The organism is Acidobacteriota bacterium (assembly GCA_039683095.1).
GTDB lineage: Bacteria > Acidobacteriota > Aminicenantia > Aminicenantales > Saccharicenantaceae > RBG-16-66-30.
The window spans coordinates 598640-619751 of record JBDKSB010000012.1; the positions used below are offsets into that span (position 1 = coordinate 598640).

Here is a 21112-nt window from a genome sequence, read left to right on the forward strand (position 1 = left end):
CCCGCCCCGGTTGTGCTATCACATCGGTGCTCCGAGCCGAAGGCGCTACAGCCGGTCAGGCCAGGCCCTTCGGCCGACAGGGAGGGGCGGGAAACGGCCTCTCCTTCCGCCCGCGAAAAGGAGACAACGTGCGCCGCTCGCTCAAGTTCCACCGCCTGTCCGGGTGCGTCCTGGCCTGCGTCGCCGGGGGATGGCTGCTCGCCGCCGCCGCGGCCGCCGGCCCCGGGATCGCGCCTCTCGCCGAGACGAACGGCCCCCCTCGGGATCAGCCCCGTCAGCCCGCGCGGGCTTTGATGCTGGCCACGACGACGAGCGTCGACGCCACCGGGCTTCTCGACGTCCTGGCCGACGCCTTCAAGCGGGATTCGGGCATAGCGCTCAGATGGATCGCCGTGGGCACGGGCGCGGCCCTCAAGCAGGCCCGCGACGGCAACGCCGACGTCGTCATCGTCCACGCCCGCAAGCTCGAGGATGAATTCCTCCGCGACGGCTTCGGGGTCAACCGCCGGGTCTTCGCCCGGAACTACTTCATGCTCGTCGGCCCGCCCGGCGACCCGGCCGGCGTCGCCGGCGCCCCCTCCGTCGCCGAGGCCCTCGGCCGCATCCGGGCGAAGGGCGCCGCCTTCGTCAGCCGCGGCGACAAGTCCGGGACGCACGCCCGGGAGCTCGAGCTCTGGGCCCTGGCCGGCGGCCAGCCCGGCGCGGGCTATCTCGAGACGGGCCAGGGCATGGCCGAGACCCTCCGCGTCGCCGCCGAGCGGCGGGCCTACACCCTGACCGACAGCGCGACCTTCTACGCCTCGAAGGGCCTCGAAGGGCTCCGCCTCGTCTTCGGGGACGCCCCCGAGCTCGAGAACATCTACGCCGTGATCGCCGTCGATCCGGTCCGCGTCCCGGCGGCCCGTTACGGCGAAGCCATGGCCTTCATCGCCTTCCTGACCTCGCCCCGCGGCCAGAAGATCATCGGCGAGTTCCGGGGCCGGGCCGGCCGCCCGCTGTTCGAGCCGCTGGCCGGCGTCGCCGGGGTGGACCTGGTCAAATGATCGTCCGCGAGCTGGCCCTGGCGATCTGGATCTCGCTCAAGACGAGCGGGCTGGCCGCCCTGATAGCCAGCGCCCTCGCCGTGCCGTTCGCGCTCTTCCTGGCCGGCCGCGATTTCCGCGGCAAGAAGCTCGTCCTCGTCGTCAACCAGACCTGGATGGCCGCCCCCACGGTCGTCATCGGCCTGCTCTTCTATTCGCTGCTCAGCCGCAGCGGGCCCCTGGGCGGGCTCGGCCTTCTCTACACGCAAACGGCCATGACCGTCGGCCAGATCTTCCTCGTCCTGCCGCTCGTCACCGGATTCTCGTACACCGCCCTGCGGCAGGTCGATCGCCGGGCCCGCCAGACCGCGCTGACCCTCGGCGCCAGCGGCCGCCAGGCCGGCTGGATCGTCCTCCGCGAGGCCCGCTTCCCGCTTCTCGTGGCCGTCCTGGCCGGCTTCGCCCGGGCCGTCTCCGAGGTCGGCATCGCCATGATGCTGGGCGGCAACATCCGCGGCGCCACCCGCAACATCACGACCTCGATCGCCCTCGAGACGGCCAAGGGCGAGTTCCGCAACGGCGTCATCCTCGGCGCCCTGCTCCTGGTCATCACCCTGGGCATCAACGTCCTCGTCCAGGCGGGCCTGCGCGGGCGCGACGGGGAGTCCTGAGATGGGCGGACCCGTTTACCGGCTTGAGGACGTCGCCTACGCCTACCCGTCCGGGCCCGGACGCGCGGCGTTCTCGTTGGAGATCGACCGCCTCGAGATCCCCGAGGGCGAGATACTGGCCCTGGTCGGCCCGAACGGCGCCGGCAAGACGACGCTGCTGCTGCTCCTGGCTTTCCTCGTCCGGCCGGCCCGCGGCCGGCTCGAGTTCCGGGGGCTGGCGCCCTGGGCGGCGTCCGACGGCGCCGGCGCGGCCCGCCGCGACGCGGTCCTGGTGAGCCATCATCCTTATCTCTTCAAGGGCACGGTCGCCGACAACGTCGCCTTCGGCCTCCGCCTGCGCCGGCTCCCCGAGGCCGAAACCGCCGCCCGGCGGAGCGAAGCCCTGTCGCTCGTCGAGCTCGACGGCTGGGAGCGCAAGCCGGTCTCCGGGCTCAGCGCCGGGCAGGCCCAGCGCGTGGCCCTGGCCCGGGCCCTGGCCCTGCGGCCCCGGGCCCTCCTCCTCGACGAGCCGACGGCCAACCTCGACGCCTCGCTCGGCCTGCGCATGGAAGCCGTCCTGCGCGACGCCGGCCGGGCCTGGGGAACGACCGCCGTTCTCTCGACCCACGACTTCTCGCAGGCCTCGCGCCTGGCCGACCGCATCCTCTACCTCTCGGAAGGACGGCGGGTCGAGTTCAGCCACGAGAACTGCTTCAGCGGCACGGCCGCGACCGACGGCCGGACGAGCTGGATCGAGATCAAGCCCGGCCTCCGGATCGTCTTCGCCGGCCGGGCCCAGGGCCGGGTCACCTGCGTCATCGACCCGGCCGCGATCCGGGTGACCGCCGCGGGCGACGGCGGCGCCGCGGCGCCCAACGTCTTCCGCGGCCGGGTCAGCCGCCTGGAGACGACCGATGCCGCCACGGCCCTGGTCCGGATCAGCGGCGAGGCCGTCTTCCGGGCAGCGGTTCCCCTGGCCGAGATCGAGCGCGACGGAATTTCTCTTTCCCGGGACGTTCTGCTAACATTTGATCCGGCCTCCGTCCGGGTCTTCGGGGAACGGCCCGGAGAGGCCCAGGAGCCCCAATGATCGAATACGCCGATGCCCGCGCCCTGGTCATCGCCGCGGCCAGATCCCTGCCGGCGGAGGCCGTCCCTCTGGCCGCGGCCCTGGGCCGCACCCTGGCCCGGGACATCAGGGCCCCCGAGCCCGTGCCGCCGTTCACCAAGGCGGCCATGGACGGCTACGCCGTCCGGGCCGAGGACACGCGCCCGGCCGCGGGCGGGCCCGAGGCCGGGGCCCGGGGCGCCGTCTCGCTCGACGTCCTCGAGGACCTGCCGGCCGGCCGGACCTCCCGCAGGATCGTCGGCCCCGGCCAGGCCGTGCGCATCATGACCGGCGCGCCCCTGCCCCGCGGCGCCGACGCCGTCGTCATGGTCGAGGATACCGAGGCCTCCGGCCTCACGGTCCAGGTGCGGCGCGGGGTCAAGCCCGGCGACAACGTCGGCCTGGCCGGCGAGGACCTGGGGAAAGGCGATCTCGTGCTGGCCCGGGGGACGCTCATCGGCCCGGCCGAGATCGGCCTGCTGGCCGCGGCCGGCCGGGCCCGCGTGCCGGTCGTCCGGCAGCCCCGGCTGGCGGTCATCGCCACGGGCGACGAGATCGTCGAGCCCGGCGAGCGCAAGCGCGCGGGCCAGATACGAAACTCCAACGGCCCGGCCCTGACGGCCATGGCCCGGCAGGCCGGCGCCGACGCGGCCTACCTCGGCATCGCCCGCGACCGCAACGCCTCGCTCGCGGCCCGGCTGGCCCGGACCAGGGGCGCCGACGTCGTCGTCCTGTCGGGCGGCGTCTCGGTCGGCGACTACGACCTGGTCAAGGCCGAGCTCGAGGCCTCCGGCGTCAAGCCCGTCTTCTGGAAGGTCCGAATCAAGCCGGGCAAGCCCGTTTTCTTCGGCGTCCGGGGCCGGCAGCTGGTCTTCGGCCTGCCCGGCAACCCGACCAGCTCCCTGGTGACGTTCCTGCTCTTCGTCCGGCCGGCCCTCGACCGCCTCCTCGGCCGCGCCGCGGCGGGGCCGGAGAGGGCGACGGCCGTCCTCGACGCGGCCATCGCGGCCAAGCCCGGCCGGATGCAGTTCCTGCGGGGCCGGCTGGCCGGCCGGGGCCCGGTCCTCAAGGTCACGCCCTACGAGGACCAGCGCAGCGGCGTGCTGCGGTCCATGGTCCACGGCCGCGTCCTAATCGTCGTCCCGGCCGACGCGGCCCGGCTCGAGGCCGGCAGCGAGGTCGAGATCCTCTACACGGACGGACGGTAGCCATGGCCCAGCTCAGCCACCTAGACCGCAAGGGCCGGGCCCGGATGGTGGATATCGGGGAGAAGCCCGTCACCCGGCGCGAGGCGGAGGCCTCGGCCTTCGTCAAGCTCGGCCCGGAGACGCTCCGGCTGGTGCGGGCCAACGGCCTGGCCAAGGGCGACGTCCTCAGCACGGCCCGGCTGGCCGGCATCCAGGCGGCCAAGCGGACCGCCGAGCTGATCCCCCTGACCCATCCCCTGCCGCTCGACAACGTCGCCGTCGAGCTGGACCTCGAGAAGACCGGCCTGCGCGTCCGTTGCCGCGTCTCGCTCGAGGCCAAAACGGGCGCCGAGATGGAGGCCCTGACCGGCGCCGCCGTCGCCGCCCTGACGGTTTACGACATGGTCAAGGCCGTCGAGCGCGGGGCCGAGATCGTCCGGCTGCGACTCGACTCCAAGAGCGGCGGCAAGACCGGGGTCTACCGGAGACGGACATGAGCCCGGCCGCCGGCGGGGCGGGGACGTCGGGCACGATCGTCGCCGTCAACACGAGCCCGAAGAAGGGGCAGATGAAGCGTCCGGTCGCGTCCGTGGAGATCACGGCCGGGCGCGGCATCGAGGGCGACGCCCACCGGGATTTCGGGCGACGCCAGGTCTCGCTCCTGGCCATCGAGGACATCGAGGCCCAGAAGGCGCTGGCCGGAGCCGGGGCGGCCGGGATCGAGATCGGTCCGGGCGCCTTCGCCGAGAACCTGACGACGCGCGGCCTCGACCTCGCGTCGCTCCGCGTCGGCGACGAGCTCGTCGTCGCCGGCACGGTCCGGCTGAGAGTCAGCCAGATCGGCAAGGATTGCCACGCCAGGTGCGCCGTATATCGACTGGTCGGCGACTGCATCATGCCGGCCCGCGGCATCTTCTGCGAGGTCCTGAGCGGCGGCGCCGTCCGGGCGGGAGACGCGATTGAGCGGGCCTAAGGTCCTGCGCATCTCGGTCACGGACCGCTGCGACCTGCGCTGCGTCTACTGCATGCCGGAGGCAGGCGTGCCGCTCGTCCCCATGGGCGACATGCTGAGCTACGAAGAGATCGCGGTCATCGCCCGGGCGGCCATGGCGGCGGGAGTGCGGCGCTTCCGGCTGACCGGGGGCGAGCCGCTGGCCCGGCGCGGCCTCGCGGCGCTGGTCCGGCTGCTGGCCGGGCTCGGGCCCGACGACCTGGCGCTGACGACCAACGGCCTGCGCCTGGCCGAGCACGCCGGCGAGCTCCGGGAGGCCGGGCTGCGGCGGGTCACGGTCAGCCTGGACACGCTCCGGCCGGACCGGTTCGAAGCCATCACCCGGCGGACAGGGCTCGACCGCATCCTGGCCGGGATCGAGGCGGCCCGCGCGGCCGGCCTGGCCCCGGTCAAGGTCAACACGGTCGTCATCCGCGGCGTCAACGACGACGAGATCCCCGATTTCGTCCGGTTCGCGGACCGGCAGGGCCTGGAGCTCCGCTTCATCGAGCTCATGCCGACGAGCGGCCTGACCTCCGACTGCAAGGAGCTGGGCGCCTGGCGGCCGGCCCTCTTCGTCAAGGGCGAGGAGGTCCGGGCCCGGATCGAAGAGGCTTTCGGGCCGCTCGAAAAGCTCCCGGGCGGGGGCGGCGTGGCGCAAGTCTGTCGGCTCGACCGGCCCGGCGTCCGGGCCCGGCTCGGCTTCATCACCCCCATCTCCGAGCCTTTCTGCCGCGGCTGCGAGAGGCTGCGGCTCGGCCCGGACGGCCGGTTGAGGATCTGCCTGTTCGACCGCGGCGGCCTCGACCTGCGGCAAGCCCTGCGCCGGGACAAGGCCGGGCCGGCGGAGCTGGAGGCCCTGTTCCGGGCGGCGTTCGAGGCCAAGACGACTTGGGAGCGCGGCGCGATCGAGAGCCTGTCGAGCGACATGTTCAGGATCGGAGGCTGACGATGAAGGTCGGCATTCTCACCGTGAGCGACAAGGGCGCGCGGGGCGAGCGCGAGGACAAGAGCGGCCCGGCCATCCGCGAGATGATCGAGGCCGCGGGCGGCCAGGTCGTCCGGACGAAGATCGTGGCCGACGAGCCCGACGACATCCGGGCGGCGCTCGTCGCCTGGTCGGACGAGGGCCTGGACCTCGTTTTGACGACCGGCGGCACGGGCTTCAGCCCGCGCGACCGGACGCCCGAGGCCACCAGGGCCGTCATCGAGCGCGAAACCCCGGGCCTGCCGGAAGCCATGCGCCGGGCCGGGGCGGAGAAGACGCCGGCGGCCATGCTCAGCCGGGCGGCGGCCGGCATCCGCGGCTCGACGCTCATCGTCAACCTGCCGGGGAGCGAGAAGGCCGTGCGGGAAAGCCTGGCCGCGATCCTGCCGGCCCTGCCCCACGGGATCGACGTCCTCAAGGGCGCGGTCTCGGAGTGCGGGTCAACGCGCCGTCACTGAGCCGCTGAAGGCTGGCGGATATCCCGCCGCTGGCGGGGGGGCGCGGAGGCCGTCAGTCGCCGGCCAGGTCGGGCTTGAAGCCGCGGCCCTTCTTCTTCTCGGCGACGCGGCGCTTGTCGGCCAGCATCTTCTCCTTGGCCCGCTTGGAGCGCTTCCTCTTCTGGCGGCGGATCCTGGCGATCCGCTGCTCCTCTTCGCTCTCTTTCCCGAGGATAGCCGACTCGATCTTGTCGGCCAGGATGCGGCGGGCCAGGAACCGGTTGAGGGCCTGGGAGCGCTCCTGCTGGCACTTGACCTCGGTGCCGGTCGGCAGGTGCTTGAGATAGACGCAGGTCGCGACCTTGTTGACGTTCTGGCCGCCGTGGCCACCCGAGCGGATGAACTTTTCGACCAGGTCGTCCTCGCGGATGCCGAGCCGGGCCATCCGCTCCGCCAGGGCCTGCTCTTTTTCGGGTCCGACGCCGAATGTGGCCATGCCCCTATGCTAACCCAAATCGGGGACCGGCGGGAAGCGGAGTCTTCGGAGCGTTGCGTTCCCGCTTTTCTTGGAATAAACTCGGCCCCCGGTCGTCCAAACCATGGAGGTTCCTATGAAGAAGACCGCCCGGATCCTTGGCTCTCTAGCCCTTTTCGCCCTCGCCGCCTCGCTCGTCCCGCCAGCCGCGTCCGCCCAGACGCCTCCGGCCAAGCCGCAGACCCCTAGCGGAGCCCAGGGCCAGGGCCCGCAGGGCGAGCCTTTTCCGCTGCCGCCGGTCCCCCCGGTTCCGCCGCCGCCCGCGCCGCCGGCTTCCGGCCCGGTGACGACGGCCGAAGCCTCCGCTTACGCCGCGACCTCGACCTACGCCGAGGTCATGGCCTTCATCCGCGGCCTCCAGGAGCTTTCCCCCCTCGTCCGGGTCGAGACGATCGCCGCGTCGACCGAAGGGCGGGACATCCCGCTCCTGGTCATCGGCAAGCCGGTCCCCCGCGACCCGCTGGCCCTGCGCTATGACAAGCGGATCGTCGTCTATATCCAGGCCAACATCCACGCCGGCGAGGTCGAGGGCAAGGAATCGGCCCTGATGCTCGTCCGCGACATCCTCCTCGATCCCAAGCTGCCCTACCTCGACCGGATCGTCCTGCTCGTCGCGCCGATCTTCAACGCCGACGGCAACGACAAGATGGACCCCCGCAACCGCTACGGCCAGGTCGGCCCGGAGAAGGGCTCGGGCGTCCGCCACAACGGCCAGAACCTCGATCTCAACCGCGACGCCATGAAGCTCGAGAGCCCGGAGATGCGGGGCCTCGTCCGCAACGTCCTGCTGCGCTGGGACCCGGCCCTTCTCGTCGACTGCCACACGACCGACGGCTCCTTCCACCAGGAGCCGGTCACCTACTCCTGGCCGCTCTGCCCGAACGGCGACGCCGCGGTACTGAAGTACGCCCGCGACAGGATGCTGCCGGCCGTCGACGCCGCGCTCGAGAAGAAATACGGCACCCTCGCGGTCCCCTACGGCGACCCCATGGACTTCCGGGACATGGGCAAGGGCTGGCGGACCTTCGGCCCCGAGCCCCGCTACATGACCAATTACATCGGCCTGCGCGGCCGCCTCTCCGTCCTGATCGAGAACTACAATTACGCCGACTTCAGGACCCGGGTCGCCGGAAACTACCACATGCTCCAGGCCCTGCTCGACTACTGCGGCGCCAACGCCGCCGAGATCCAGAAGCTCGTGGCCGACGCCGACGCCCGGACGATCCAGGCCGGCCTGGCCCCGGCCGAGGCCGGCGCGTTCGGGCTCGACATCGAGGTCCGGCCCCTGCCCGGCACGATCTCGATCCTCGGCTACGAGATGGAAGCCCCGGCCGCGCCCGCCGAAGGATCACCCGCCGGACCCTTCCCGCGCCTGCGGCCGACCGACAGGTCCAAGACCTACACCATGCCTTATTACGCCGACTTCGAGCCCAAGCGCTCCGTTCGGCTGCCCTTCGCCTACCTGATAACGGCCGGGGGTACGGAGGTCCTCGGCAAGCTGCGCCAGCACGGCGTCGCCGTCGAGCGTCTGACCGAGCCGGCGGCCCTCGAGGCCGAGGCCTTCCGCATCAAGGAGGTCAAGGGAGCGGAGCGCCTCTACCAGGGCCACCGGACCGACTCGGTCAAGGGAGACTATGCCGTCGAGAAGCGGGACTTCCCCAAGGGCACGCTGCTCGTCCGGACGGCCCAGCCGCTCGGCCGGCTGGCCGCCTGCCTCCTCGAGCCGGAGAGCGACGACGGACTGCTCCTCTGGAACTTCTTCGACCGTGACATCGTCGCCCAGTGGGGCCGCAGCCCGCAGACCTACCCCGTGTACAAGCTTTGCGCGCCGGTGAACCTGCCGTCAGAAGGGATCGATTAGTACGCGCTCCGGAAAGAGCCTTACTTCTTTTTCTTCTTCGCCGAGACGAGGTACTTGCCGCAGTTCTCGCAGACGTAGATGTCGTTGGACTCTTCCATGGCCGAGTACATCTGCGTCGAGATGTTGATGTTGCAGCTCTGGCAAACCCCGTCGAGGGCGTCGGCCACGGCGAACCCGTAGCGCTCCATCAGCCGGTCGAAGCGGGACAGGACGTCCTTGTCGAACTCCTCCCGGATCATGGCCGCCTGCTTCTGGAGCTCCTTCTGCTGCTCCTTGGTCGCCTTCTTCCTCTTGAGCTCGATCTCCTGGAGCTTCTTGAGCAGGCGGGCCCGGCTGACGATCTTCTCCTCGTGGATGAAGCGGAACTCGATCCCCGACAGGATGTCGTAGAGCTCGGCCTTGTCCCTGGCCGTCATGATCCGGCTGCGGTTCTCCGGCCGGATGAGGAAGCGGGCCAGGCCGGCGAAAAGGTGGTTGAACAGCCCGGGCAGGGTCGGGTTCCAGACGACGAGGATGATCAGGTGGACCTTCTGGCCGTCGTGGGCGTCGAAGTCGATGCCCTTATCCGACCGGCCGACCGCGACCGCGATCTGGCCCTCGGAGTCCACGCGGGCGTGCGGCAGGGCGACGCCGTAGCCGATGGCCGTGGAGACGAGGTTCTCGCGGTCGATGATGCGGGTCAAAACGAGCTTCTTGTTGTCGATGAGCTTCTGCCTGGCCAGCACGTCGAGAAGCTCTTCGATGGCCTCGACCTTGTCCTTGCTTTTCAGGTCGAAAACGACCTGGTTGGGTTTGAGATAATCGGAGAAGCGGGAAATGTGCAAAGCGGGTTTATCCATGCTCTTAGAAGTCTAGCACAGCCGGCCGAAAAAGCCAATGGCCCGGGGGGGGCCGTCACTTGGCGTCAGCGCGCTTGAACGGGCTCAGCGGCGAGAACTGCGGCAGCGCCTCGCGGTCCTGGAGCAGGTCGACGATCCCCTGGGCCCAGCCGACGATCTGGAGCGCCCCCCGGAGGTCCCAGTCGGGCTGGACCTCGTCGGTCACCTTGTGGTACCTGGTCGCCCGGTAGTCCCCGAACTTCCTCTGGACCAGGCCCTTGTCCGGGCCCTTGGCCACGATCCCCTGGCTGAGCCAGACGCCGGGGATGCCGGCCCGGACGAAGCTGAGCTGGTCGGAGCGATAGAAAAAGCCGAGCTCCCGGTTCCGTTCGGAGGTGTAGCGGAGGCCCAGCTTCTCCGCGGCCTCGCGGCAGACGCCGTCGAGGTCGGACTGGTCGGCCCCGACGGCGAAGACGTCCTCGGTCTCGCCCCAGACGTTGACCATCTCGAGGTTGATGTCCGCGACGGCGCTCTTCCGGTCGAACGGCAGGTTGCGGGCGAAGAAGTCCGAGCCGAGGAGCAGCTGCTCCTCGGCCGTAACGGCGACGAAGCACAGATCGTCCTTGAGCTTCTCCGGCCGCTGGGCGTAGTAGCCGGCCAGGGCCAGCAGCGCGGCCGAGGCCGAGCAGTTGTCGACCGCCCCGTTGAAGATCTGGTCGCCCGCCAGGGTCTTGTCCCGGCCGAAATGATCGTAGTGGGCCGACAGGACGATGGTCCGCTTCGTCGCGGCCGGGGCCTTGGCCCGGACGATCCCGGCCACGTTGACGCCCTCGACCGTGCGAAAGGCCTGGCGCTGCCGGACCTTGGCCGTCAGCCCCAGGGGCACGGGCGCGAAGTCCGGCGTCTCGGCCTTCTCCCGGAGGGCCTTGCGGTCGAGCTTGGCCGCGGCCAGGACGCGGTCCGCCGTCTCGCCGGCGATCCAGCCCTCGAACAGGAGGCGCGGCCGGCGGTCCGGCAGGAAGAAGTTCTCGCTGCCCCACGAGGCCCGCAGCACGTCCCAGCCGTAGGCCGCGCCCTTGGCGTCGTGGATGATAAGGACGCCGGCGGCGCCGAGCTCGTCGGCCTTCTCGAATTTATAAGGCCAGCGGCCGTAATAGGTCATGGCCTCGCCGTCGAAGACGCCGCCGGGCCGATTGCCCGGCTCGTTGACCTCGACGAGCAGGATCTTGCCCGCGAGGTCCATCCCCTTGATGTCGTCCCAATTCCGCTCGGGGGCCTGGACGAGATAGCCGCCGTAGACGAGCTCCCCCGCGGCCTCGGGCGGGGCGTCCTCGCGCTCGGTCAGGACGACGAACTCGTCCCGGAGGGCGGGCGCCAGGGTCACGGCCGGGCCGGTGATCTCGAGGGAGGCCTGCGGGTCGGGCGTCGTGCCGACGAGCGGGAACGATTGCCGGTAGCTCCCGGCGAACGGTGGCTCCAGCCCCATGGCCCGGAAATAGTCCTCGTGGTAGCGGGCCGCGAGCTCGATGCCGCGCGTGCCCACGGCCCGGCCCTCGAGCTGGTCGGCCGAGAGGTCGCGGATATGAGCGGCCAGCTCGTCGATCGTGACCGGCTCCTGCCGGTTCCGGGCCCCCTGGCAGGACCAGAGCGACGCGACAAGGATCGCCGCCGCCCCGGCCAGAACGATCTTCCGGATCGTCTCGTTGTTCATGCGTCCTCCAGCGCCGGACCTGGCCATCAGGACTGGACTATAGCACAAAACGAGGCGGCGCGGGTTGACCGGTGGGGCGCTTTGGCCTAACATGACCTCTCGCGGCCGCCGTGGCCGAAGAAAGGAGCCCGACATGCCGAAACTCCATGGATCCGCCGCGGCCCTCGCCGCCGCCGCTCTCGTCTCCGCCCTGCTGCCCCTCGCGCTGGCCGCCCAGACGACGGAGGCCAGGGCCGAGCTGCCCGTCCTCGTCACGTCCTGCGGCCAGAGCAACGGGCCGACGACGATCAAGATCGTCCTGCAGCGGCTGAAGCTGGCCTATGACATCGAGCCCCTGGCCACGCCCGAGACGCTCAAGGCCAAGCCCTACAAGACGCTCATCGTCACCATGGGCGCCAGCCTCAAGGGCATGGGCGCGGCCGGCATCCAGATCGAGGACGAGCTGGCCCGGACAGCCGCCCTGATCGCCGAGGCCCGCAAGCAGGGCGTCAAGATCATCGGCGCCCACATCGAGGGCATGAAGCGGCGCTCGCAGGGCGCGGCGGCCGGAGACACGACCGACGAGCAGTCGATCGACGCCGTGGCCCCGAACTCGAACATCCTCCTCGTCTACAAGGAAGGGAACTCCGACGGCCGCTTCACGGTCATCTCGCAGGCCAAAAAGATCCCGCTCGTCGAGTTCGAAAAGACGATCGACCTGATCCCGACGCTCGAGAAGCTGTTCGCCAAGTAGCTCGAAGGACCGGCGGGACGGCCCCGGCGGCGTTATTTCTTGGTTCTTCTCCCATTTCCGGGAAACCTCTCGAGACGGCCAGGGATGTACGGCAGGGAGGGGAGCTAGAGGCGATACCCTGAGCCAAGCCGGAGGGCGTCTCGCCCAAAGAGCATAAGTCGGCCGCTACTTTTTCCTGATCGTCACCAGCCCGAGCTTCTCCTGGATCCCGACCCATTTCTCGACCTCGAGGAGGTCGAGGGGCTCGAATTCGGCCGATGCGGCGTCGCGGATGTCGAGGATCGACCGTTCGCCGTCGATGAAGTTCCTGAGCTCCCGCTCGGCCCTCATGATGGACAGGGGCGGCTGGTAGTTGAGCTTGCGCATCTCGTCCCGCAGGCCCATCGTCGCCTCCGCCCTCTCGGCGCGGACGGGAACGAGTCCGGCCAGCCGCGTCTCGTCCCCGGTCGGGGCCGCCTTCACGGCCTTGACCCCGAGCGCCCGGCAGCGGGACGCGTAGAGGTCATCGATGTCCTTGAGGCCGGCGGCCCGGACCGCGTCGAGCCGGGCCAGCCGGCCGCCGAGCACGGCCTCCGTCCCGGCGTCGGCCCGGATGAAATAGCGGACCGACGCCAGGGCCTTCTTTTCCCGCGCCGCGCCCTGGTTGACCAGAACGCGAGCCTCCCTGGCCGCTTCGTGGACCGACTTCGCGCCGGCCGCCAGGAGCAGGCGCTCGGCCCGGGCCCGGTCCTCCCCCAGCCGGCCGCCCTGCCGGGCCGAGATCTCGGCCATGATCCGCGACGCCTCGGCCGGGCCGGCGTTGGCCAGGAACTCGGCCGCGGCGGCCGAGATCGCGACCACCCGCTTGAGCTGGGTCGCGTCGGACTTGTCCGGCGTATCGCCGCTGGTGTGGTACCACTGGTCCGGCCAGACGATCATCAGCACGGCGGGGATGCGGATGCCGCCGTCGACGAAGACGTCGTGGTCGCTGCCGCCCGAATAGCGCTCGACGAGGAAATAGAACGGGTCCCGAGAGCCGGTCGGGGCCAGCACGCCGCCCGTCGTCCAGTTGGCCTCCTGGGCGTCCCGCTGGGAATCGCCCATCCACTCGATATAGGAAGCCATGACGTCGTTGAGGTAGGTCGGCAGGGACCAGGGCGTCTGATTGAGGCGGAAGTAGCTCTGGTTCCTGACCAGGCCCTCGCCGACCATGTCCAGGTTGATGTCGGCGAAGATCCGCTTGCGGATGTCGGGATTCAGCCGCAGGTAGGCCGCTGTCCCGGAGATCTCCGGGACGAAGAGGAAGCGCACGGACCGCTTGAGCGGCGGGATCCGGCCCTCGCTCACCAGCTTCTTCAGGACGCGCGCCGTCTCCAGGATGGCCGCCGCGCCGGAGGCGTTGTCGTTGGCCCCCTGCTTGGCCCAGCCCTCGTATAGATGGGCCGTGAAGACGAGCTCCTCGTCCGGGCGCTCCGCGCCCTTGATCAGGCCGACCGTCAGCTGGTCCTTGTAGCCCTCGACGAGCTGGGTCCTGGCCACGGCCCGGAGGACGACGCGTTCGCCCCGCTCGAGGCTGTCCCGGAGCTCCTGGCCCTGCCGCTCGGAGATCATGAAGCCGAACGCGGCCCGGTCCTTTTCGGCCGGCCGCAGGCCGCTCCAGCCGACCTCGTCCCGGTCGAACTCCGGGTGGCTCGAGGACCAGCCGACGAGCCCGGCGGCGCCGTGCTTCAGGACCCCGATCCGGCGGGCCATTTCGGGAGAGCCGTTGACCAGCAGGATCTTGCCTTCGACGTCCTTGTCCTTGTAGCACTCCTCGCGGTTGCCCGGCCCGACATAGACGAGCTCGGCCGTCGTGTCCGTCGACTCGCTCCCGGAACAGAGGCAGGCGGGGACCGCGTCGAGGTCGGTGATCTTGCGCCGCTCGGGTTCGACCATCCAGAGCTCGGCCGATTCGGCGTCCCAGGTTGTCCGGCCCCGCACCGGCAGGTCGACCGTGAAGGCCTCGTCGAGGCCGTACTCCCGCAGCTTCGCGAGGACGAAGGCGGATTCGAAGTAGCCGGTCCGGTATTCCTCGGCCTTGCGGTTCCGGACGAACCCGGCGAGCGAGATCTCGCTCTGGAGCGCTAGCTCGCCGGACGCCTCGTTGACGACGGCTTGAAGGACCTGCGGCGCGCTCGGGGCGGGCCGGGGCGGGGTGTCCTGGGCGGAGACGGCTCCGAGAAGGACGAGGCCGGCGGCCATGGCCATGACGGCGGCGGACGGGATGCGTTTCATGCTGACCTCCTGGACCGGGATGGACGGACATTCTACCGGACGCGGCGCGAAAAGCAAAGGTTGCGCCTTCCCGGCGAAAAAACGGCGCGCCGATCCCCGGGCCCGGCCCCCAAAAAGGATTCCCCGGCGGGGCGCGACTGTGATACAATCCGCGCGGGACGGGGAGGAAGACGGGGCCGAAGGAGGTCCGGTCCATGGTCGCAACGGAAACCGCTAAGACGGTCGTCCTTATCCTGTTCGGCCTGTCCATCCTGTGGATCGTCGTCATCATCGTCCGGAACGACATGCAGACGATCATCCGGGCCCTCATCGTCGCCGCCCTGCTCGGGCTGGCGCTCTACTACGTCGGTCACACCAAGCTCGAGAAGCTGTCCTTCCAGGCCGTCAAGGAGGAGCTGTTCCCGGTCCGGGCCCGGGACTACTCCTTTGACCGGCGGGAAGGCTACGTCGACGGCCGGCCGACCACGACCTTTGTCTTTCAGGATCCCGGGCCGCCGCTCTCCCTGGTCATGATGAGCGGCGGCAAGCACATGGCCATCAAGGACATCCGGCCGGTCAACGTCGTCCTCGAGTATCTCGGCCTGCCGCCCGTCGCCGCCGGCGTCCCCGAGCTCGCCGCCGCGACCGGCCACTCCATGGACGCCGACAAGTTCCGCTGGGACGATTACGAGGGGGGCGTGCTGCTGCTCGAGCGCGGCATCTGCCGGGACTTGGGCTCGGCCCAGACCTTCACCTGCATCGCCCGGATCACGGTCACCGCCCGATGAGCGCCACGACATCCGCGGCCCTGATCCTGGCCGTCATGGTCGCGGCCTTTGTCGCCGCCAAGCTGTTCAAGGTCTCGACCGAGCTGGCCCTTTTCGCCGCCGCCCTGGCCGGGGCGCTGGCCGGGGGCAACGGCGTGCCGGCCCGGGCCCTGGTGGAGGGGGCCTTCACCTACTTCGACATCGTCCTCATCTTCGTCACGGCCACGCTGTTCATGAACCTGCTCAAGGACTCGGGCGCGGCCGTGTTCGTCGTCCGGGCCATCCTGCGGCGCTTCCACCGGCACAAGGCCATGCTCTTCGTCCTGCTGGCCTTGCTCCTGCTCGTGCCCGGGGCCCTGACCGGGGCGGGCAGCGTCACCGTCCTGATCATGGGCGGCATGGCGGCCACCGTCCTCGGCACCATGGACATCCCCAGGCCCAAGGTGGCGGCCATCATCTTCATCATCGCCGGGCTGAGCGCGGCCGCGCCGCCGGTCAACCTCTGGGCCATGCTGGCGGCGGCCGGGGTCAACATGCCCTACGTCGGCTTCTTCCTGCCGCTGCTCGTGCCCTGCGTCCTGCTGGCCCTGCTGACCATCTTCATCCTCGGGGCCAAGTCCAAGCCCGTCGACCTGGCCAAGGCGCTGGCCGAGCTGCCCGAGGCCCCGCCCCGCATGAACTGGGTCCGGGTCGGGACGCCGTTCCTGGTCTTCTTCGCCCTCGTCCTCGCCGGCCGCGTCTTCCCCTTCAGCCTGCCCGTCCTCGGCCTGCCGCTGATGTTCGCGGCGGCGGCCCTGGCGGCGCTCCTGCTCTCCCCGGTCCGGATCGACGTCCTCAGGACCTCGCGGGAGACCGTTCACCAACTCCTGCCGCTCATCGGGACGCTGACCTGCGCCGGGATCCTGGTCGAGATCATGGCCCTGACCGGGGTCCGCGGCCTCATCGCCATCACCGCGGTCACGCTGCCGGTGGCCGTGGTCATCGGCACGCTGGCCCTGACGCTGCCGGTCTCCGAGGCCGTGCTGATGTGGGGGGCGGCCCCCGTTCTCGGCGTGCCGCTGGTCCTGCTCTTCAACACCATCGGCCTCAACCCGGTCGTCGCCCTGGCCGGGATGACCGTCATCTGGCCGCTCGGCGACGCCATCCCCCCGACGGCCATCATCGGCCGGCTGACGACTACGACCGTCGGCATGAAGGAGCCCTATGGCCGGTTCCTGAGATACTGCATCGTGCCGGGGATCCTCATCGCCGTCGTCGGGACGCTCATGGTGGTCTTCAGCAAGAAATTGGCCTTCCTGACGGTGTTCTGACATGAACATGAATACGATCGTGACCGTTCTTTATTATGTCCTGACCGCCTATGTCGCCCTCCTCCTCGTCTGGAACTTCCTCAAGAGGAAGAACTGGCAGGAGGAGCTCCTCTATATGATCGTCCTCATACCCTTCGTCCTGCGTCTCCTGAGGCTCAAATGATCCGCAAGCTCGTATCCGTCGCCGTCGGGACAGCCCTGGCGTTCTTCGCCGGGCTGAGCTTCTACCGGAGCCGGCACCTGCGCGAGCCTGTCGTGCCCGGCCCGGCCCTGGCCCGGGTGGCCAGGCTGGGGGACTATTTCCCGCCGATCAAGGGCACGGTCAACGACGCCAACGTTTACGTCCTCGAGGGGAAGGAGCCCGGCGGCACGGTCCTGCTCCTCGGCGGCACCCACCCGGAGGAGCCGGCCGGGCGCCTGGCCGCCTGGATCTTCACGGAGAACGCCGCCCTCGAGCGCGGGCGGCTCCTGGTCATCCTGTCGGCCAACCGGAGCGCCACGACGGGGACCCGCGTCGGCGGCGCCTACCCGCCCGACTTCACCATCCCGACCGCGTGGGGCGGCCAGAAGTTCCGCATGGGCGACCGCTGGTCGAACCCGCTCGACCAGTGGCCCGACCCGGAAGTCTACCTGCACTACCCGTCTCGCCAGCAGCTGGCCTACGTCGACATCCGCAACCTCAACCGGAGCTTCCCCGGCCGGCCGAACGGCACCCTGACCGAGCAAACCTGCTACGCCATCTGCGAGCTCATCCGGCGGGAGAAGGTCGACATCGAGATCGACTTCCACGAGGCCGAGCTCCAGTATCCCGTCATCAGCACGATCGTGGCCCACGAGAAGGGGGCGGAGCTGGCCGCCGCCGCGGCGATGTTCATCAGCAGCCTGGAGGGATTCGCCATCGGTGTCGAGAACTCGCCCAAGGCCCTGCGGGGCCTCTCGCACCGCGAGATCGGCGACGCGACCGGCGCCATCTCGCTCCTGCTCGAGGCGCCGGAGCCGTTCCTCGACGCGACGCGGGGCCGGACGGACCGCCGGCTCCTGCTCACCGGCCAGGATCAGTTCGTCGTCCGGGCAGGCCGGCGCGGCCTGCTGTTCGAGAAGATCGACGAAAAGGGCTGGCCCATCGACGTCCGGGTCGGACGTCACACCTCGACCGTCCTGCAGTTGCTCGAGATCTGGTCGGGCGACCATCCGGACCGGGCCGTCGCCCTTACGGGCGTGCCCCGCTACGGCGAGGTCATCGAGAAGGGCACGGGCGTCTTCCTCAAGGACCCCAGGCCGGTCGATCCCTCCCGGCTCTTCTACGAGTAGCCGGCGGAACGGCGGGATCCGTCAGGCCGCCGTCTTTTTGCCCCGGGCGAATCCGACGATGGCCAGGATGACGGCCAGGGCCAGCAGGACCCCCAGGATCAGCGTGGTCGATTTCTTGGCGGAGACCGTCTTGTCCAGGGTGGCCTGCAGGGCGGTCTTGTCGGCGTTCAGGGCGGCCATGGCCTTGGACTGCTCATCGGCCGCCGCCTTGAGCGAGGCCACGCTCTGCTGCAGCGACGCGATCTCGCCGTCCTTGGCGGCGATGGCCGCTTCCATCTCGGCCGCTTTCTTCTTCAGCCCGGCGATGGCGCCGTTGAGGCCGCGGACCTTCTTGGTCAGGGACGCTTCGGTCTCTTTCCCGGCGGCCACGGCCTTGTCCAGCTCGGCCTTCTGGGTCTCCAGGGCCGCGACCTGCTCCTTGAGGGAAGCCGCGCCCGCGGCCAGCTGCCTGTTCTGATCCTGGGCGCCGGCCAGGGCCGCCTGGACGTCGTTCAGGCTCTTGTCCAGGGCGCTGTTCTTCTGCTGCAGATCGTTGATCGTGCCGCTGGCCTGGGCCAGCTTCTGGGCGTCCTGCTGCTCGAGCGTCCGGTAGCGCTTCTTGGTCACGCATCCGACGGACGTCGCCAGGAAGACGGCGGCCACGATCAGGGTCAGGACAGCCAGGGTTTTCTTGGACATGACTCCTCCCTCGGTGAATACTTGCGGTTGGGCATATCTTCGGCCCGGACCGGCCGTTTGTCAACTGAAAAAACGGCGAAGTTTCCCTTCGCGCCCGTCAAAGGAGCGGTTGGCGACGACCCCGGATGGCCAGTAATGTGGCCATTGCCAGCAGATAGGCGGCCGCGAGAAGCGTCCGGGCCCGGGAGCCCGCGGGCCGGGAAGCCGGTCCTTCGCCCGGCCCGGGCAGGGGCCGGGGGTCCCAGGGCAGGCCGTAGCGCTCGCACAGGCCCCTGACGTTCAGCAGATGGATGACGGGCACCCCCGCGGCGGCCATGGCCTGGAGAACGCCGCGGCGGCCCGGCGGCGGGATCGGCACGCGTCCGGCCAGGCCGGGCGCGACCTTCAGCACCTCCGCGTCCGTGCCCATGTTGGCCCAGCTGCCGCCGATGTTGACGAAGGCCTTGATCGGACGCCCGGCCGCGGCCTCCCGGTAGAGGGCCAGGCGCCGGGCGACGTTGCGCTCGAGGTCGGGCTCCTCGAGGAACGGCGCGCCGGCGGCCCGGATGCGCGCGGCGAGCAGGGCCCGGCCCTCCGGGCTCAGGTCGCGCCCGACGTCCTCCTCGCCGCCGACGGCCCGGGCGATCGGCCGGACGTCGAGGACGCCCTTGTCGCGAAGGCAATCCTCCATGTCCAGCCAGGAGAAACCGGGGATGTTGCCGCCCCACTCGGAGGCGCCGAGCGAGGAGATGACCAGCGGCTCGACTCCCATGGCCCGGGCCGCCGCGAGCGTGGCCACGATGAGGGCCGGAAAGGAGCTCGAGGCCCCGACGGCGACGGCGTCGCCGCGCCGGACCCCGGCCTCGTGAAGGAGCGAGACGACGAGGCCGGCGAACGCGGGATTGGTGGTCGTCCTCTTCGCCTCGAGGCGGCCGGCCGAGGTCGTGATGACGGACCTTTCCTCGCCGATGAACCCGGTCCCGTTGGGGTCGGCGGACGGATCGAGGGCCGGCCCGCGGCGGGCCCGGCAATCCCGCAGCGCGACGGAGGTCCGGGCCATCAGCCGCGAAGCCTCGAGCGCCTCGGCCCGGACGGCCGGCGGCGGCGTCGGGGACGGAAGGAACCGGACCGCCATCAGGTAGGCCAGGCTGAGGGCCGCCGCGCCGTAGATCAGCGCCGGCCGCGGCGTCACCCGATCGCGTTTCACAGCAGCGCCGCCAGAGCGGTCACGGCATAGGTCAGGGTCGAGACCGCGGCCAGCGAAGCCAGGGTCGGCAGGGGCTTCTGTCTGGCCAGGCTCGAGGCCAGGATGCCGGGGACGATCAAGCCGATGGCCCGCAGCCCGGCCGGGGCGCTGAAGAGCGACGGCAGGACGAGACTCCAGGCCTGGGCCAGGACCGCGCCGGCCAGCACGGTCAGGACGAAGCGCCGTCGTCCGTATAGGATGAGAAGGCGGGCCAGGAGCCGGTAGACGGCCCAGGTCAGGAGGGCCAGGCCGAGAGTCACGGCGATCCGGAGCGGCTGGCCGAGGTAGAGGGCGCAATAGCCCGGCACGATGAGGCCGCCGGGCGAAACATCGGTCAGCTCGGCCCAGAGGACGGCCAGGAGGAGTCCGATGAGCAGGGTCTCAACCGGCATCGGCGGTCCCCTTTCGCTCCCAGAAGCGGACCAAGTCCTCCCCGGGGCCGACGAAGTTCCCGAGCCCGACGACCACGGGATCGCCCGGCGCCAGGGCCATCACCCGGTCCATGATCTCGGCCGGCGTGCGGCCGCCGACCGGCGTGAAGGCCGGGCCATCCGCGCCGGAAGCGCGGCCGAACCCCCGCCGGGCCGGCCGCGCGGCGGACCCGACCAGGGCCACCGCCGCGAAGCCGAGGAAGAAGCCCTCCCGCGCCGCCCGGATCCATTGGAGCGTCCGGTCGCCGCGGTCCTCGCGCAGGCTCAGGAGGCCGATGAGGGGCCGTCCGGCGAACGACAGACTCGCCTCGACCGCGCGGAGCGATTCGGCCGACGAGGCCGGCTCGTTGGCGGCGAAAAGGTTGACGCACACGGCCGGGCGCGGCGGCGCGCCGAAGTCGCCGCGCCAGAGGCGCAGGCTGCCCGGGTCGGGCGCGGCCGCGGACATCCCCGCCTCGCCCGCGCGGCGGTCGATCCCGAGGGACTCCAGGACCGCCAGGGCCAGCCGCCGGTTGGGTTCGAACTCGCCGAGCGGCAGCCGGGCCTCCGCCCCGTCCCGGTCCGCGTCCCGGACGACGGCGCGGAGCGTCGCTCCGCGCCGGGCCGCGGCCGCGGCGAAGGCCGGGTCGGTCTCTTCCTCCGGGATGAAGACCTCGGCCCGGCCGGCGACGGCCGAGGCCAGCGTCCGGGCGACGGCGGCCCTGTCCCGTCCCATCGCGTCCAGGTGGTCGAGCCGGACGTTGGTCACCGCCAGCGTTCCCGGCCGCAGGATGGACCGGGACTCCGCGGCCAGGCACTCGCCGCCGATGCTCATCATCTCGGCGACCAGGGCATCCGCCCCGATCGAGGCCGCCAGGGCCACGAGGCGGACCTGCTCGCGGATCGAGGCCGGCCCCGCCCGCCGGATCTCCCGTTCCGTACCGTCCGGGAAGATGAGAACTGGCTTGGAGCCCGTGGTCTTGGCCAGGACCCGGGCGCCGGAGGCCCGCAGGCCGGCCGCGACGAGGCGGGTCACGCCGGATTTGCCCCGCGTCCCGGTGACCGCGATCCGGCGCGGCACCCGCCGGAGCGCCCGGCCGAGCCGCACACGTTCGGCGCCGAGGTAGAGAAGGAAGGC

Annotated in this window: 22 protein-coding genes and 1 riboswitch; of the genes, 14 read left to right on the top strand and 8 right to left on the bottom strand. The window is 70.8% G+C overall.

Annotated elements, in window-relative coordinates; translation table 11 throughout:
- Nucleotides 1-17 precede the first annotated feature (17 nt).
- Nucleotides 18-139, top strand: a riboswitch (molybdenum cofactor riboswitch).
- From ABFD52_10435 to ABFD52_10470, 8 genes are all read left to right on the top strand, one after another.
- Nucleotides 129-1043 (top strand): substrate-binding domain-containing protein, encoded by a 915-nt coding sequence (locus ABFD52_10435; protein MEN6561180.1) that lies wholly within the window; start codon nt 129-131, stop codon nt 1041-1043. It overlaps the preceding riboswitch by 11 nt.
- A complete protein-coding gene (locus ABFD52_10440; protein MEN6561181.1) occupies nt 1040-1693 on the top strand; it encodes an ABC transporter permease in 654 nt (217 codons plus the stop codon). Before ABFD52_10435 ends, ABFD52_10440 begins: the two co-directional genes overlap by 4 nt.
- 1 nt (nt 1694) lies before the next feature.
- Complete coding sequence (locus tag ABFD52_10445) at nt 1695-2762, top strand: ATP-binding cassette domain-containing protein (GenBank protein ID MEN6561182.1); 1068 nt, start codon at nt 1695-1697, stop codon at nt 2760-2762.
- A complete protein-coding gene (gene glp / locus ABFD52_10450) occupies nt 2759-3988 on the top strand; it encodes a gephyrin-like molybdotransferase Glp (protein ID MEN6561183.1) in 1230 nt (409 codons plus the stop codon). The genes ABFD52_10445 and glp overlap by 4 nt, the downstream gene beginning before the upstream one ends.
- 2 nt (nt 3989-3990) lie before the next feature.
- Nucleotides 3991-4464, top strand: coding sequence for a cyclic pyranopterin monophosphate synthase MoaC (moaC, locus tag ABFD52_10455; GenBank protein MEN6561184.1), 474 nt, complete (start codon nt 3991-3993; stop codon nt 4462-4464).
- Nucleotides 4461-4940: an MOSC domain-containing protein gene (locus tag ABFD52_10460; protein ID MEN6561185.1), complete on the top strand. Its 480-nt coding sequence runs from the start codon at nt 4461-4463 to the stop codon at nt 4938-4940. Before moaC ends, ABFD52_10460 begins: the two co-directional genes overlap by 4 nt.
- On the top strand, nt 4927-5907 hold the full coding sequence (gene moaA / locus ABFD52_10465) for a GTP 3',8-cyclase MoaA (protein ID MEN6561186.1): 981 nt from the start codon (nt 4927-4929) through the stop codon (nt 5905-5907). Before ABFD52_10460 ends, moaA begins: the two co-directional genes overlap by 14 nt.
- 2 nt (nt 5908-5909) lie before the next feature.
- On the top strand, nt 5910-6404 hold the full coding sequence (locus tag ABFD52_10470; GenBank protein ID MEN6561187.1) for a MogA/MoaB family molybdenum cofactor biosynthesis protein: 495 nt from the start codon (nt 5910-5912) through the stop codon (nt 6402-6404).
- Between the two features lie 52 nt (nt 6405-6456).
- Here the strand turns inward: ABFD52_10470 and ABFD52_10475 are convergent, their stop codons facing one another.
- The gene (locus ABFD52_10475) at nt 6457-6879 is read right to left on the bottom strand and encodes a peptide chain release factor-like protein (protein MEN6561188.1); all 423 of its coding nucleotides are present in this window, start codon (nt 6877-6879) and stop codon (nt 6457-6459) included.
- Nucleotides 6880-6994: 115 nt separating this feature from the next.
- Between ABFD52_10475 and ABFD52_10480 the strand changes: the two genes are divergently transcribed.
- Nucleotides 6995-8779, top strand: a complete 1785-nt coding sequence (locus ABFD52_10480) for a M14 family metallopeptidase (protein ID MEN6561189.1) — start codon at nt 6995-6997, stop codon at nt 8777-8779.
- Nucleotides 8780-8799: 20 nt separating this feature from the next.
- Here ABFD52_10480 and ABFD52_10485 read toward each other — a convergent pair whose 3' ends face one another.
- Nucleotides 8800-9618: a PTS sugar transporter subunit IIA gene (locus tag ABFD52_10485; protein MEN6561190.1), complete on the bottom strand. Its 819-nt coding sequence runs from the start codon at nt 9616-9618 to the stop codon at nt 8800-8802.
- A 55-nt stretch (nt 9619-9673) separates the two neighbouring features.
- Nucleotides 9674-11308: a M28 family peptidase gene (locus ABFD52_10490; GenBank protein ID MEN6561191.1), complete on the bottom strand. Its 1635-nt coding sequence runs from the start codon at nt 11306-11308 to the stop codon at nt 9674-9676.
- Nucleotides 11309-11441: 133 nt separating this feature from the next.
- On the opposite strand from ABFD52_10490, the gene ABFD52_10495 reads away from it, so the two are divergent.
- Nucleotides 11442-12041: a DUF6305 family protein gene (locus ABFD52_10495; GenBank protein MEN6561192.1), complete on the top strand. Its 600-nt coding sequence runs from the start codon at nt 11442-11444 to the stop codon at nt 12039-12041.
- Nucleotides 12042-12206: 165 nt separating this feature from the next.
- Here ABFD52_10495 and ABFD52_10500 read toward each other — a convergent pair whose 3' ends face one another.
- The gene (locus tag ABFD52_10500; protein ID MEN6561193.1) at nt 12207-14294 is read right to left on the bottom strand and encodes a M28 family peptidase; all 2088 of its coding nucleotides are present in this window, start codon (nt 14292-14294) and stop codon (nt 12207-12209) included.
- Nucleotides 14295-14488: 194 nt separating this feature from the next.
- Between ABFD52_10500 and ABFD52_10505 the strand changes: the two genes are divergently transcribed.
- The 4 genes from ABFD52_10505 to ABFD52_10520 are packed head-to-tail and all read left to right on the top strand — an operon-like array spanning nt 14489 to nt 17661.
- A complete protein-coding gene (locus ABFD52_10505) occupies nt 14489-15061 on the top strand; it encodes a hypothetical protein (protein ID MEN6561194.1) in 573 nt (190 codons plus the stop codon).
- The gene (locus tag ABFD52_10510) at nt 15058-16350 is read left to right on the top strand and encodes a C4-dicarboxylate ABC transporter (protein ID MEN6561195.1); all 1293 of its coding nucleotides are present in this window, start codon (nt 15058-15060) and stop codon (nt 16348-16350) included. The genes ABFD52_10505 and ABFD52_10510 overlap by 4 nt, the downstream gene beginning before the upstream one ends.
- A gap of 1 nt (nt 16351) precedes the next feature.
- Complete coding sequence (locus tag ABFD52_10515; GenBank protein ID MEN6561196.1) at nt 16352-16513, top strand: hypothetical protein; 162 nt, start codon at nt 16352-16354, stop codon at nt 16511-16513.
- Nucleotides 16510-17661, top strand: a complete 1152-nt coding sequence (locus ABFD52_10520; protein MEN6561197.1) for a succinylglutamate desuccinylase — start codon at nt 16510-16512, stop codon at nt 17659-17661. Before ABFD52_10515 ends, ABFD52_10520 begins: the two co-directional genes overlap by 4 nt.
- 21 nt (nt 17662-17682) lie before the next feature.
- Here the strand turns inward: ABFD52_10520 and ABFD52_10525 are convergent, their stop codons facing one another.
- The 4 genes from ABFD52_10525 to ABFD52_10540 form a co-directional block, all read right to left on the bottom strand.
- Nucleotides 17683-18339: a hypothetical protein gene (locus tag ABFD52_10525; protein ID MEN6561198.1), complete on the bottom strand. Its 657-nt coding sequence runs from the start codon at nt 18337-18339 to the stop codon at nt 17683-17685.
- A gap of 97 nt (nt 18340-18436) precedes the next feature.
- The gene (gene pgsW, locus ABFD52_10530; GenBank protein ID MEN6561199.1) at nt 18437-19525 is read right to left on the bottom strand and encodes a poly-gamma-glutamate system protein; all 1089 of its coding nucleotides are present in this window, start codon (nt 19523-19525) and stop codon (nt 18437-18439) included.
- Entirely contained in the window at nt 19522-19956 is a 435-nt protein-coding gene (pgsC, locus tag ABFD52_10535) for a poly-gamma-glutamate biosynthesis protein PgsC (protein MEN6561200.1), read from the bottom strand. Before pgsC ends, pgsW begins: the two co-directional genes overlap by 4 nt.
- Entirely contained in the window at nt 19946-21055 is a 1110-nt protein-coding gene (locus ABFD52_10540) for a Mur ligase family protein (protein MEN6561201.1), read from the bottom strand. Before ABFD52_10540 ends, pgsC begins: the two co-directional genes overlap by 11 nt.
- Between the last annotated feature and the right edge of the window lie 57 nt (nt 21056-21112).